The sequence below is a fragment of the Mycolicibacterium baixiangningiae genome, from assembly GCF_016313185.1.
Lineage (GTDB): Bacteria > Actinomycetota > Actinomycetes > Mycobacteriales > Mycobacteriaceae > Mycobacterium > Mycobacterium baixiangningiae.
Genome location: NZ_CP066218.1, coordinates 562,268 through 576,191 on the forward strand (window position 1 = coordinate 562,268; position 13,924 = coordinate 576,191).

Sequence of the window (13,924 nt, forward strand, 5' to 3'; positions counted from 1 at the left end):
CTTGCCCGCTGCTGTCGAGATCCGGGGGATTCTCCCGCCAATCCAGCGGGCAGGCGCTTTCGCGGGCCAAGTTCGTAAAGTCAAGCGCCCCCTTGGCTGTCGTCCGCTTACGCGGGTTGACGGCGGGGCATCGCGGGTTGACGGCGGGGCATCGCCGCGGCTAGTCTATCGAACGATCGAGTGAGGAGCTCTGAATGACTGATGTTGCGATTGTCACCGGCGCCGCCGGCGGCATCGGCGCCGCATGTGCACTGCGCCTTGCGGCCGACGGATTCCACGTCATCGCCGCAGATCTAGACCTGAACGGTGCGCAGGCGACCGCGGACCGAGCCGCCGAATCTGGAAACCACATGCAGCCGTTCCGGCTCGACGTCACCAGTCGCGACGACTGGCAGGAATGCGTGGCGGCCGCAGCGAAAGCGGGGCGGGTCGCCGCATTGCTGAACAACGCGGGCATCCTCCGCGACAAGAGCCTGCTCAAGCTCACCGACGACGACTGGCAAGCGGTGATCGACGTCCATCTCAAAGGCGCATTCTTGGGGACGCAGGCAGTCTTTGGCCACATGAAGGAAGCCGGCGGCTCGATCGTCAGCGTGTCCTCCACATCGGAGCGAGGCTCGTACGGTCAGGCGAACTACTCCGCAGCCAAGGGGGGCATCGTCAGCCTCACGCGAACCGTCGCCCTCGAGGGTGCGCGCTTCAACATCCGCGCCAATGCGATCGCCCCGGGCGCGGTGAACACACGGATGATCCAAGGTCTCAGCCAAGAGATCCGCGAACGGTTTCTTGCGGGAATTCCAGTGGGCCGCTTCGCCGAACCCTCCGAGATGGCCGGCGTGGTGAGTTTCTTGTGCTCCTCGGATTCGAGCTACGTCACCGGCCAGTTGATCACCGCAGACGGCGGCGCCACCCTGGGCGGCTGACGCCCCCACCGACTTGATCCCCCAACAGACCCATAGGAAGGCAACGGAAATGGCACATTCTCCGACACTCGAGGGCAAGAAGCTCCTGATCACCGGCGCGGCGTCGGGCATGGGTCGGGCGCTGGCGGACATCGCCGTGGCGCAGGGCGCCGACGTGGCGCTATTCGACATCAACGCAGACGGCCTCGATAAAGCCAAGCAGGAACTCGAGGGCGCCGATAGCAAGGTCGTCACCATCCCCGCCGACCTCACGCAGTGGGCGCAGGTCGAATCGGGTGTGAACCACGCGCTCGAAGAGCTTGGCGGGATCGACGCCCTCTGCAACGTCGCGGGATGGGACGAGCCGGGGCGGTTCTGGGAGCAGTCGCTGGAGTTCTGGGAGAAGATCATCAACATCAACCTGTGGTCAAACCTGTACATGACCCGGGCGGTGGTGCCAAAACTCATCGAGCAGAACTCGGGCACCATCGTCAACGTGGCCTCGGATGCCGGTCGCGTCGGCAGTAAGGGCGAGACCGTCTATGCAGCATCCAAGGGTGGGGTGATCGCACTCACCAAGTCGCTGGCGCGCGAGCTCGCCCCGTACACCGTCACGGTCAACGCCGTGTGCCCCGGACCGACGATGACGCCGTTGCTGCAGTCGGAGATCGATCTCACGCCGAAGCTGATCGAGAAACTGGTACGCGCGATTCCGCTGCGTCGTGTCGCTGAACCCGCGGACCCTGCCGCCGTCGTGGCGTTCTTTGCAAGCGACGCGGCGAGTTACATGACCGGACAGGTGGTCAGCGTCAGCGGCGGCCTGACGATGGCCGGCTGACTCGAGAATCGTTCAGCACCAGGAGAACAGGACCCCGCATGCCCGACGCCGTCATAGTCTCCGTCGCCCGGTCGCCGATCGGACGCGCCCGCAAGGGATCGCTGCGCGGCATGCGGGGCGACGACCTCGCCGCCCAGATGGTGCAAGCGGCCCTCGGCGATGTTCCGGAACTCGACCCCGGGACGATCACCGACTTGATGCTTGGCTGCGGAATGCCCGGTGGTGAGCAAGGCTTCAACATCGCGCGTGTCGTAGCGGTGCTTGCCGGCCTCGACACAGTTGCCGGGGTGACTGTCAATCGCTACTGCGCATCCTCGCTTCAGACGACACGGATGGCTTACCACGCCATCAAGGCGGGCGAGGGTCATGCCTACATTTCCGCGGGCGTCGAGATGATCAGCCGCTTCGACAAAGGGAATTCGGACACCCTCGAGGGCACCATGAACCCGGCCTTCGACGAGGCCCAGGGCCGGACCGAGGCTGGAGCTGAGGCGAGTCTGGCCGAATGGCACGATCCGCGAACCGATGGGCGCCTACCTGACGTCTACATCCCCGATGGTCAAACCGCAGAGAATGTTGCCGCCTTGTACGGAATCTCGCGTAACCAACAGGACGAGTTCGCGTTACGGTCGCAGCGCAACGCCGAGAAGGCGATCGTCGACGGATTCTTCGCCAGAGAAATATGCCCGGTCACCACACCCGACGGGCACACCGTGGCTGCCGATGACAGTCCGCGCCCCAACACGACGCAGGAAGCTCTTGCGAAACTCTCCCCGGCGTTTCGGTCGGAGGGCACCGTGACTGCAGGTAATTGCTGCCCGCTCAACGATGGTGCCGCAGCTCTGGTCATCATGAGCGACGTACGCGCCAAGGAACTGGGCATCACGCCATTGGCGAGAATCAGATCGACCGGCGTCCATGCCTTGTCACCGGAGATCATGGGGGTTGGTCCGGTAGGTGCGACTCGTAATGCGTTGGATTCCGCCGGTATGGACGTCACCGACGTGGATCTCTTCGAGATCAACGAAGCGTTCGCCGTTCAGGTCATCGCCAGCGCGCGCGACCTGGCGATCCCCGAGGACAAACTCAACGTCCACGGCGGTGCTATTGCGTTGGGGCACCCCTTCGGGATGACCGGCGCGCGGATGACGGCAACGCTGCTGAACGGACTGCGGAGTCGCGATAAGGAGATCGGTGTGGAGACCATGTGCATCGGCGGAGGCATGGGCATGGCGATGGTCCTCCAACGACTCAATTGAATTATCGCCGAACACTTCTGAACCAAAGGGGCAACCATGTCAGAATTTGATCTCACGCCCGAAGAGCGGGCGATGCTTGCCGCGGTCGGCGCACTCGTCGATGAGCGGCTCGAACCCCGAAGCGCCGAGATCGACGCTTCGGCGGAGTTCCCGCTCGATTTTTACCGTGAGGTCGGAGCTCTCGGCTTCTTCGCGACGTTCGTGCCCGAGGAGTACGGCGGCGTCGAGGTCAGCTCACGCACCACGTTGTTGGCCGTGGAGCGGATGGCGCGCAGCTCAGCAGCGGTGGCGCTCTCCTTCGGTAATGCCGGTGACGCTGTGCGGCCGATTCTCCTCGGGGGGTCGGAGGCACTCAAGAAGCAGGTGCTGCCCTCAATCGCTGCAGGCGAGGCGATTCCATGCTTCGCGTTGACCGAAGCTGAGTCGGGCTCCGATGCCGCCGGCATGAAGACACGTGCACGCCGCGACGGCGACAGCTATGTCATTGATGGCCAGAAGATTTACATCACCAATGGCAGCTATGGCGATTACTTCACCGTCTTCGCCCGCACCAGCGACGACGCAAGATCCGGCGTGAGTGCATTCGTCGTTCCGCGCGATGCGCAGGGATTCTCGTTCGGACGAAACGAAGAGCTCCTGGGCTTGCGTGGAATGCCCGCAACAAGTCTCAACTTCGATGCGGTGCGCATACCAGCTGACTGGCGACTGGGCGGGGAGGGTGAGGGCTTCAAACTGGCGATGGCCGCCCTTGACGAGGCCCGGCTCAACATTTCGGCGGTGTCCTTGGGCCTCGCCCGCCGGGCTCTCGACGAGGCAGTGACATTCGCGAAAGGTCGCCGCAGCTTCGGGAAACCCATCATCGAGCACCAGGGGCTTGGCTTCCTATTGGCTGAGCTCGCTGCCGAGCTTGCGGCGGCGTGGACACTGTTCGACCGGGCGGTCGATGTCTTCAGCAACCGCCCTTCTCGTGCGGCCAGCGCGGTGGTGTCCATGGCGAAACTCGCGGCGACCGGTGCGGCGATGCGGATCTCTACCGAAGCAGTACAGGTGCACGGCGGCGCGGGCCTGACGCGGGATTACCCGGCAGAGCGGTTCTTTCGGGACGCTAAGGCATTTCAGATCCTGGACGGCACGACGCAGATCCAACAGCTGATCATTGCCCGACACCTCAATCGGGAAGCCTTCCCGTATGCAGAACTTAACTGGTAACGGAGAGGATCACGTGAGCAACACCTACCAGGGGGCCCATTCCATGCGCTGCCACTTCACCAACTCAGTCATGGCGTTCGGGCTGTGAACGCCCAGCTCTCCGTCAACGACGACGGACCGGTGCGAACACTCACCATCGAACGTCCGGACCGGCGAAACGCACTGGACGACGCGACGATACTCGCAATGACGAACGAGCTCGCACAGGCAGAAGCCGATCCCGCCGTGCGCGTCGTTGTCCTTACGGGAGCAGGCGGCATGGCCTTCTGTGCGGGCTCCGACCTGAAGGCCGCACAAGCCATGACCGAAGACCAGCGTGTGCAGCACGTGGCCAACGGGCAGATACTGATGGACCGCATCGAGAAGCTGCACCGTGTGGTCATCGCCGCCGTGGAGGGCTGGGCGCTGGGGGGCGGGTTCGAATTGGCCCTCGCGTGCGATCTTGTGGTAGCCGCCGAGGGCGCCCAGTTCGGCCTCCCGGAGGTGCAGAAGGGGATGCTGCCCGGATGGGGCGGCACATACAAGGTCACCCGCACGCTGGGACTCAGTTGGGCCCGCAACATGATTCTCGGCGGACAGAGAATCGACGCACACCAGGCGGCGCACGCGGGCCTGGCGATCGAGTCCGTCGCTCAGGGGGACGCTCTCAGCGCCGCAATAAAGCTGGGTAAACGGATCAGCGAGAATTCCGCCACCGCACAACTCGCACTGGCAAAGCGCATGGTTGACTCGGGCGTCGACTCCGCCTCCGCAACCGGAGACCTGCTGGAACTGCTCGGCGAACAGCTGCAGGCAAAAAACGATGATTACGGGCAAGGAAGGTAGCAGCCTCGTGGCCGACGCCGCCGATGCCGTTGAGCACGTGACCGACGAACGGGTAGCTCCGGGGATCGTGTCCATCACGTTGAACAGAGCCCGGACTCTAAATGTTCTGAGCAAGGCGATGCTGGAGAGATTGATCGATCTCATCACCACATACGGCTGCGCCGAGGACATCCGCGTGATCATTTTGACCGGGGAGGGGCGAGCGTTCAGCGCTGGCGGCGACGTCCGGGCCATCAACGCGATGACCGATGAGGAGTACGCCCCCTACTTGGAGACGTATGCGGAACTGGACCGCGCTATCCGTAACTGCTCCGTGCCGGTGATCGCGGCGCTCAACGGCCTGACATACGGGGGCGGGCTGGAGATCGCCTGCATGGCAGATATTCGTGTGGCTGATGCAGACGCCGTGCTTTGTGCCGGCGACCTCGCGATCGGCCTGCTGCCCACCGGCGGGTTGACGTGGAAGCTGCCCCGCTTCATAGGCGCCGGCAGAGCGAGGTGGATGTTGTTGACCAACGCCGAGCTGGACGCAGTGACTGCCCGCGACATCGGGCTTGTCGACGAGGTGGCGCCCTCCGGAACCGCTCTGCAGCAGGCGATCGAGCTCGCGGGAAAGCTGCAGGGATTCACCGCCGAGGGCGTCGGACTGACCAAGCGTGCGCTGAAGTTGGCCGAGACCGGCGACGAAGAGAGCAGCTACGACTTCGAGGTCCGCTCCAACGTCGACATCCTGCTCCGACAAGAGACCAAGAGTGCCCTACGGAGACGCTTCCCGCCCAGAGACGATGCCCCTCCCGGGGCAGACGCGACACAACGGAGCTTTCACACGATGGATGGACAAGAGGGAGAAGACCATGAGCGCGGCTGACAGCTTCCGGGCATTCGTGGTGGGTAAGAACGAATCTGGTGACTTCTTCCGCGAGGTCCGCGAGCTCGAGACAGATCCGCTCCTCGATAGTGAGGTACGCATCAACGTCGAGTGGTCAAGCATCAACTACAAGGACGGCTTGGCCTCGACCCCTGACGGACGTGTGGCGCGCATCTGGCCGCTCATTCCCGGAATCGACCTCGCAGGTACGGTCGCCGACCCGGGCGGGAGCCCGCTACAGGTAGGCGATGCCGTCCTCGCCCACGGCTATGAACTAGGTGTCGCGCGGCACGGGGGGTTCGCGCAGTACGCCAAGGTTCCGGCCGAGTGGATCGTCGCCCGGCCCCCTGCACTCGATTCGCGAGGGGCAATGATCAGCGGAACGGCGGGCTTCACGGCTGCATTGTCGGCTATTGCGTTGCAGGACAACGGTGTCACACCTGAGTCGGGTCCGGTGCTCGTCACCGGCGCGACCGGCGGCGTGGGAAGTTTCGCGGTCACGATGCTTGCGAATCTCGGCTTCGAAGTAGTGGCCAGCACTGGACGGCGCGATCAGGAGGACCGGCTGAAGTCCTTGGGAGCGGCTGCCGTAATCGACCGGCTACCGTCCGATGCCAAAGCGCTGGGCAAGGAAACCTGGGCCGGCGTCGTCGACAGTGTCGGTGGCGCCACGCTGCACGCAGCGCTGGCCGGCACGCGATACGGCGGAACCGTGGCGGCAAGCGGCAACACTGGTGGCCCGAAGCTCGAAACGACGGTCTTCCCGTTCATTCTGCGCGGGATCCGCCTCGTCGGTATCGACTCGGTGGCTTGTCCCATCGGGCGCCGGAGCGAGATCTGGCAGTGGATCGCGGGTACTGTGCACGCTCACCAGTACGACACGTTGGCGGGCCGAACCGTCGGTCTTGACGAGCTCCCGGATGCGCTGGACGACATCCTGGCCGGCCGGGCTCACGGCCGTTCGCTCGTCCAGCTCCCTCAAGTGTAAGGAACTGTGAACCGCATTCGGGAACGTCGGCGAACTGGCGGCAGGTGGGCGTTCACTTCGGCGTGAGTGACTTGGCGTCATCACGGAGTGTTGTTCCTAGTGGCTGAACCTGCCAGCCCTTCAGTGACACTGCTGTCGCGGGACCGACGTTCAAGTCCGGCGGACTTGCGCCAGCAAGTAAACGATCCATCAGTTCTGCGGCGAGGGCATCTACCCCCGCCTGGCGAAACAAGGAAGCCGCTCTGTTGTGAAAGTCCTTCTCACCAACGAAGATGGCGTGGGCAGCGTTGGAATGCGCGCTCTGCGCGAAGAGCTCATCAAGCTCGGCCACTTCGTGGCTACCGTCGCACCAACCACCCAGCGTAGCGGTGCCGGCGCGATGGTGACCCTCGACCAGTCAGTCGCCATTCAATTCACTGGCGGCTCTCCGAGCTCGCCGATCTACTCCCTTGACGGGTCACCAGTGGATTGCGTCCGCATGGGACTGCTCTCCGACTTGCTTGGGCGGGTCGACGTCGTCGTCTCCGGAATACGCCATGGGGTCAATCTTGGTGAAGAGATCACATCGTCCGGGACCGTCTCCGCGGCCGTCGCGGCATCACAGCTGGGTATTCCGGCGATCGCGTTCTCTCAGCAGAGCAAAGACGGTGCACTGAGTCGCGTTCAACGCTCAGAGTATTCGTTCGGACTCGCGCCCTTAGCGAGCGGCCTCGTCCATCAGCTCGGATCACTGCCACCGCCACACCGAGCGGCTTTGATCGTCAACCTTCCCCACGAGCGCAGGTGGACCGGCAGGGTCGTCAAGGCCAGTTTGGGACGCGGAGTGGCAACTCGTGGTGCCGTCACCCGAGACTTGACAACGTCCGGACGGCGATACTGGATTTGGGGACCACCCGAGGCGCGCGCCGGCGGTTTCGCGGCAGATCCTGGTTCGGATGCTTCCGCGTTGATGAAAGGACATGTCACCTTGGCCGCGGTGGCTGCTGAGGTATCCGAGGCCCAGATAGTGCGCGCCGTCAACAATTGGGCGGCCGGCTTCGTCGCCCGAGCGAACGAGAGGTCGTTTCCGGCCGGCTCCGATGACCTTCTGAATGGAGCAGCAGCTACCTAGACCCGACGGCGAGATGATCGCTCCTGGGGGCGGTGGTCGGACGCCGCTGTCATTCATCCGTACGACGATCGCGCCCCAGGGGTCGAAATTAGCGCCGTCTCTGCGTCATTGCCCATTGCAGACACATCCGCCCGAGTCGGACCACAGCTGCTGGAACCCGCCTCTGACTTCGCCGGGCGGTCGACCAGCGCCCCTCTGCACGCCTACTTCTCGCGTAAAGCGCGACTCCGTCCGACAAAGCCCAGGGCCAGGATCGTTGCCACCAAAGCGACCGGCGTGATCCAGCTCATCGCGTCTGCAGGTGGCTCCGGTGGATTGACAAGGCTATTGACGTACGTCCAGATCATGCCGCCGCCGCCCAAGAACGAGGCAACCATCAACAACCATGGCCACCTCCGCTCTCGGAAAGCCATCACGACTACCCCCAGCGTGATGAGTGCATAAGGAATCACCCACGCGTACACCAGGACTGGTGCAATAATGATGTACGACTTTTGGGTGTCTCCGGTGTAGAAGGTGACTGCAACCGCAACGACCGCCGCCAGTGCGGAAAGCGTGAACTGTGCGAAGTGCGGCGTGTGGTGAGCCTTATGCACAACGGTCGTCCAGCGGGGGAGTAAGCCGTCCTTGCCGAGTGTCAGGACAAACCGAGACCCATAGTTGACAAACGCAATTAGCGTGGCGAGCACTGCCGCCGCCAACAGCAGGTCGGCGATCTCGCCGACCCACCCGGGTAGCCCCGCATTCATGGCAACAACTGCGGGTGCGGACATACCCTGCTGCAGGTGTTCAGAAGACGCGACTAGGCCCGGCATCTGCAGTACGGTGGCTACCGTGAATGCCCCGCCGAGCACGACGGGAACTGACATCACTGCCAGAGGAACCGACTGCTTCGGATCCCGCGTTTCCTCAGCGAGCGCTGCGCAGCTCTCAAAGCCGATCAGATACGCGACTACAAGCGCTGTGGCGTTGAGCAGGTCGCCGATGCTGAAGTCCGAGAAATCGAGCTGAAGTGATAAATCAAAGCCGGTCTTGAAGGCGCTGACCACACTGATGAAAGCCACCAGAGGGACCGACACTGCCGCCAGCGTGATCGTCACTTTCACCGAGGTATCCAGCCCCCGGTACGCGATTCCCGTGGATATCGCCAGCACCACGAGACCGAGGGAGAGCTGGACCCCCACGGAGAAGGCGTCCTCGAATCCCCGCGAGAACAGGAAACTCCCGACGAACACGCCAAACAGTAAGTAAAGCGAAGCAAGCAGGGAGGCGAACCCCAGCAGCAGTGCCGCACCGGTCACATACCGAGACCACGGCCCGAACACTTCCCCGATATAGGAGTACAACGATCCTGTCGCGACGTAGCGCCGCGCGAAGTGAACGACGGCGCAGCCGATGAGGATGATCACTGTGGCCGCCAGCACTGTGGCGAGCCAGCCAGTGGGTCCCGTCACCGACAGCATCAAGAACGGGACGAGTGCGATACCTACTGCGGGGAAGAACGATGAGATGGACATGGCGACGAGCCCAGCTTTGCCGACTTGGCCTGCCTCCAAACCGATGTCGTCGGCACCACTGGGCGGTTGGTTTGCAGTGTCCGTCATGAATCCTCCTTGTTGAGGCTGCAGTGCCCGGCTGGGGTTGTCCGAAGATCTGAGGCAGCTCCAGTGCTCGGGAACGTCGTCGTCGCAGCTCCAGTGCTCGTGAATCATGACGCCGCGGATGGTTTTCGCGTAGGCGACCAACTCAACCGGACTGATACCAGGCCCAGTGCATTCTGGCCGATTGAGACGACCGCGACACTGCCGGCTTTGCGCACCGACGAAAAGGCCTCACCAATGATCTCACCGTCAGCGGCGCCAACCGTGACGATCGCAGCATCAGCGCCCTGACCATTGGTCACCGACGCAAATGAAGGGTTGCGCTTCGCGCAGTGAGGCAAACGTGTGTGGCACCGAACAACAGAGCCTGTTCACGCTTGAACCCGACAGGGTCGACGGCGACGATGTGGGTCGCTCCAGCACTGCGTGCGCCTTGGACGGCGTTGATACCTACGCCGCCGACACCGACGATGGCCACCGTGCCAGTGCTACGGAGGATGAGGCGCGGCGAGCCATCCAGGCCGAGGCCGGCGTCCGTGTCGGGCCTCGCGATCACAGAGGTACTGCATTCCCTGTCTGCACCACCGGCAACGGCCACAAGACGGCAGAAAGGCTGTGGAGACGTGATCAATCAGCGGGAACACGCCACCGAGAGCCTCAGACCTTTCACGGGTGGTGGTGTCACGCCGGGAGAAGCGGCACTTCAACCGGGCGCGCCGGGTGAACCTATGAACGGTGGCTGATCATCTAACTCCGATATCGGGCCGGACGCCCCCGATCTCCGAGGCAATCCGTCACCGTGAGGCGGTGCTGACACCGTCGAAGTGTAGGCCGGTGGCGACGGTCGCTTCTGGCTAGCTTTCAACCGTCGCCGACAGGCAAGACCGGCCAGGGATTGGGGAATAGCTTGTCTCGATCCCTCAAAGTTGCCGGCGTTGCTTGCGCTGGACCTTAGGGACGCGGCTCGTCAAAGAGAATGCGATACGGGTCATCCATGTCCAGGCGAAAGTACAAGACCGTGTTGTCACGCCCGTAGGGATAGTATGCCGCGAAACTGCAGAGTTCCCGCATCCGCGGTGGCAGCTGCTTGGCACGGTCATGGGTGATCGCCAAGGTATTCGCTTCTTCCGAGCGCAGCCAGCCGAGGCTGAATGTGATCGTTAGACCTCGTCGCGATCTGTTCGTCGTATTGTTTGGCCCACCGCCGTGGACCACCTTGCCGGTGAAGAAGAGCGCATCTCCAGCGTTCATCACCGCCGGCACCGAGTCCTTGGCCGCGTCGTATTGGCTGCAATCAGGGGAAGCATCAGTGTGTGAACCCGGAACTACGCGCGTAGCCCCGACATCCTCGGTGAAGTCAGAAAGCGCGAGCATGCAACTGACCATCAGTTCATGGTGGCCGCCGGCGACCTGAGGCCACAGCAGTTCGTCGCGGTGCAGCTCCTGCGCGGGCTCGCCGGGGCCAATCTCGATGACCTGCGCAGTGTTGAGTTGGAAATCGGCGCCCCAATCGAGGCACTCATGCACCCACAGCTGCAGCCTCTCATCGAGCACCGCTTCGACCACTGCATCGCTTTTCTGGACTAGTCCTTCCAGACGCTTGGTTCGACGTCCATAGAATTCCGGGTCGTCCCCGTACCCTTTCGAAGGGTTTTCGGCGGCCAAGTAGGGATCGACCTCTGAATTGATTTGTGCGAGAAGCTCTTCCGATAGCACGTTCTTGACGATGACACCGCCGTCCCGGTTGGTGGCTTCGGCGATGTCGGCGGCAGTGGCTGTTGCGGGTAGCGTCGTGAGTGCCGTGCGTTGGGTGGAGGTAGTCATGCTGTTGTCCTTGTGTGAATTGGTGCGGATGGCAGAAGGTTGCTCAGTCCAGGCCTAGATAAGCCGCGAGGCTCTCGTAATCAGCAGTCCATAGTTGGCCGCCGTTGTTGACGGTGTTGTAGAACGACCGGAAGCCGATGAGTTGTTGGACGCGTTCGGGTAATGCCTGTGCAGTCTCTATGTCGATCATAAATGGGTATGCCTCTTCGGGAACCAGCCATCCAGGATTGAACGGGATCAGCAGGGCACGACGCCACTCGTTTGCCGTCGTATTACCGCCACCGCCATGGGCCAGCTTCCCGCTGAAAAACAGGACGTCGCCCGGCTGCAGCACGACCGGAACGGTGTCGGCCGAAGTTCCCCGTTGCGTATAGTCGTTCCAGGTGTGGCTGCCTGGGATAATTCGAGTTGCGCCGTTTTCTTCGGTGAACTCCGTGAGTGCGTAGAGGAAGTTGCACATCACCTCGGGGCCGGACGGCCCCATCGGAAGAAATGCCGGGTAGTTCTCCATATCCCGATGCAGCGTTTGCGCCGGACTGCCGGGTCCGATATCGACCAATTGCGTTGTGTTCATCCAGAATTGATCGCAAGTGCCGTGTAATTGCATGGCTGCCAGATCGAGCAACTTGTTGTCGGCGACAATGTGCTCCCGAAATATCTGGCTGCGCACGATCATATTGGTCAAACGCTTGGTGTTGTTGCCCCAACTGACGTCGGAACCGGTGGTGTCCAGGCTGCCCGGCTCGCGGCTGGCAGCGAACGGATCGATCTCCGAGTTGAACGCCGCAACAACCCCGGGTTCGAGGAAGCCCTCGATCACGACGCCACCGTCGCGTGCAACGAGGGAAATAATCTCTTCGTTGGAAGTTGAGCGGGGCACCCGGGTCAGTGGGTCCAGCACTACCCTTGTCATCGTTCCTCCTTGGCGTTTGGGTGGTGCGTCAGGTCGTCGATTGCGGATGTCACGCGGCCGGCGAAGGCGAAGGCATATCGGTGGTGGCTAGCTCGCGACGAACACGGACGACGCCTACGACGAACAGGGCAACGATCAGACCGATCGCTACCCAGCTGAAAACGGCCGTGGTGCCGGTTCCCGTCGCAACCGAGTAGCCCAACATGGCTACGAGCGCAAATGCTGTGAACGCCGCCACGACCACGTTGAACGAAAGGCCAGTGCTACGCCACGTGGTGACTGCTCCCGCAACGGCCATCGCTGTGTAGACGACCAGCCACGAATGAGAAACAAATACGAGGAAATTGATGGTCGCCCCCAGGAGCCCATCAGAACTCAGCAGAACGAAGGCGGCGAACATGATCGCCGAGACAGCGCCGATCGCGATGGCCGCAACCGACGGCGTGTGGAACTGGGGCTGTATGCGGCCAAGACCCGCTGGCAAATACCCATCCTGAGCAGCAGTGGCGACCACCCGCGACGAATCGTTCAGATAGGCCAGCAACGATCCCACCGACGAGACCGCCATCAGGACATTGGCAATGTCCCCTAAATATCCGACGCCACCGACATTGGCCAAGACGCCAAGCGGAGACACGCCGGCAGCCAACTGATCAGCATTGTTGACCATGATCGGCACCGTCAACAGCGCCGAGGCCAACGTCGCGACCGTAACGGTCAGGACCAGCGTCAGCACCACCGTGGGCATGGTCGTACGCGGATCGCGGGTTTCCTTGGCCAGCGCGGTCAGGCCCTCGAAACCGCAGTAGGCGCCGAAGGCAATTACCACGGCTGGGACGAACGCGGCGACGTGGAATCCCTCGAGCGCGAACTGTGCGCCTAGCTGAACACCATGCTGTATGACTGCCGCCGCAACGATGATTGCCACCAGTGGTAGACACAAGAGCCCCAGAATGATCGCGATGTTAACCGACACCGAGACTCCTCTGCGCTGCAGGAAGCAGCATCCCGCGACAATCATTACTGCCAGTGAAACCATCACACCGGCAGAGGGATAGGCGATATCAAACTTCGACAGTGAGCTCAACCCGAAGTACAACGCAATCGAGAGATAAGTAGTCACCGCGCCGACATATCCCACGAAGAGCGCTGACCCGCCAAGTATCCCGGCGCGGGTGCCCATCTCCAGCCTCAAGTACGACATGAGTGAGCCCGAAACAACATGCTTGCGAGCGAATTTCACCACGATGAAGGCGAGTACGACGCCGAAAGCCGCGGCCACAGCCGTTGCCAACCACGCGCTGTTGCCTCCGATGACGAGGTAGGCCCCTTGCGAGCCGATGAGTCCCGGCAAGCTGAGGGCGGCTAGGCCGAAAAACAGTGCCTGCCACGCACTGATACGGCCGGCCGCCAGCGTCGGGCCGGGTTCGGAAGTGCCGGTGGACGGCAGCTCTCCCGCAGATACATCGCGAGCAGTTGTCATGGTCAGTCCTAGTGAATCGGCGCCCTAGTGGGCCAAGATGGCGCGTTTGGCACGTGATCAGGCAGACGTCATCGACTGCCACGACAGCAATTCTTGGGTGGGA

General features: G+C 62.6%; 13 protein-coding genes. 8 read left to right on the forward strand and 5 right to left on the reverse strand.

Annotation, left to right across the window (positions count from 1 at the left end):
• Positions 1-194: 194 nt before the first annotated feature.
• From I7X18_RS02625 to surE, 8 genes are all read left to right on the forward strand, one after another.
• Complete coding sequence (locus tag I7X18_RS02625) at positions 195-923, forward strand: SDR family oxidoreductase (RefSeq protein ID WP_193044691.1); 729 nt, start codon at positions 195-197, stop codon at positions 921-923.
• Between the two features lie 49 nt (positions 924-972).
• Positions 973-1,740 (forward strand): SDR family NAD(P)-dependent oxidoreductase, encoded by a 768-nt coding sequence (locus tag I7X18_RS02630; protein ID WP_193044690.1) that lies wholly within the window; start codon positions 973-975, stop codon positions 1,738-1,740.
• A 38-nt stretch (positions 1,741-1,778) separates the two neighbouring features.
• Entirely contained in the window at positions 1,779-2,999 is a 1,221-nt protein-coding gene (locus tag I7X18_RS02635) for an acetyl-CoA C-acetyltransferase (RefSeq protein ID WP_193044689.1), read from the forward strand.
• A 36-nt stretch (positions 3,000-3,035) separates the two neighbouring features.
• Positions 3,036-4,208, forward strand: a complete 1,173-nt coding sequence (locus I7X18_RS02640) for an acyl-CoA dehydrogenase family protein (protein WP_193044688.1) — start codon at positions 3,036-3,038, stop codon at positions 4,206-4,208.
• Between the two features lie 84 nt (positions 4,209-4,292).
• Complete coding sequence (locus I7X18_RS02645) at positions 4,293-5,033, forward strand: enoyl-CoA hydratase/isomerase family protein (protein ID WP_193044687.1); 741 nt, start codon at positions 4,293-4,295, stop codon at positions 5,031-5,033.
• Positions 5,034-5,040: 7 nt separating this feature from the next.
• Entirely contained in the window at positions 5,041-5,901 is an 861-nt protein-coding gene (locus I7X18_RS02650; protein ID WP_193044686.1) for an enoyl-CoA hydratase/isomerase family protein, read from the forward strand.
• Positions 5,867-6,889, forward strand: coding sequence for an acrylyl-CoA reductase family protein (locus I7X18_RS02655; RefSeq protein WP_198730517.1), 1,023 nt, complete (start codon positions 5,867-5,869; stop codon positions 6,887-6,889). The genes I7X18_RS02650 and I7X18_RS02655 overlap by 35 nt, the downstream gene beginning before the upstream one ends.
• Before the next feature lie 247 nt (positions 6,890-7,136).
• Positions 7,137-8,000: a 5'/3'-nucleotidase SurE gene (gene surE / locus I7X18_RS02660; protein WP_193044684.1), complete on the forward strand. Its 864-nt coding sequence runs from the start codon at positions 7,137-7,139 to the stop codon at positions 7,998-8,000.
• Positions 8,001-8,203: 203 nt separating this feature from the next.
• Here the strand turns inward: surE and I7X18_RS02665 are convergent, their stop codons facing one another.
• From I7X18_RS02665 to I7X18_RS02680, 5 genes are all read right to left on the reverse strand, one after another.
• Complete coding sequence (locus I7X18_RS02665) at positions 8,204-9,604, reverse strand: APC family permease (protein ID WP_193044683.1); 1,401 nt, start codon at positions 9,602-9,604, stop codon at positions 8,204-8,206.
• A 295-nt stretch (positions 9,605-9,899) separates the two neighbouring features.
• The gene (locus I7X18_RS29920; protein WP_332522611.1) at positions 9,900-10,199 is read right to left on the reverse strand and encodes a zinc-binding dehydrogenase; all 300 of its coding nucleotides are present in this window, start codon (positions 10,197-10,199) and stop codon (positions 9,900-9,902) included.
• Between the two features lie 353 nt (positions 10,200-10,552).
• Complete coding sequence (locus tag I7X18_RS02670) at positions 10,553-11,425, reverse strand: phytanoyl-CoA dioxygenase family protein (RefSeq protein ID WP_193044682.1); 873 nt, start codon at positions 11,423-11,425, stop codon at positions 10,553-10,555.
• A gap of 43 nt (positions 11,426-11,468) precedes the next feature.
• Entirely contained in the window at positions 11,469-12,338 is an 870-nt protein-coding gene (locus I7X18_RS02675; RefSeq protein WP_193044681.1) for a phytanoyl-CoA dioxygenase family protein, read from the reverse strand.
• A gap of 49 nt (positions 12,339-12,387) precedes the next feature.
• A complete protein-coding gene (locus I7X18_RS02680; protein WP_193044680.1) occupies positions 12,388-13,821 on the reverse strand; it encodes an APC family permease in 1,434 nt (477 codons plus the stop codon).
• Positions 13,822-13,924 lie beyond the last annotated feature (103 nt).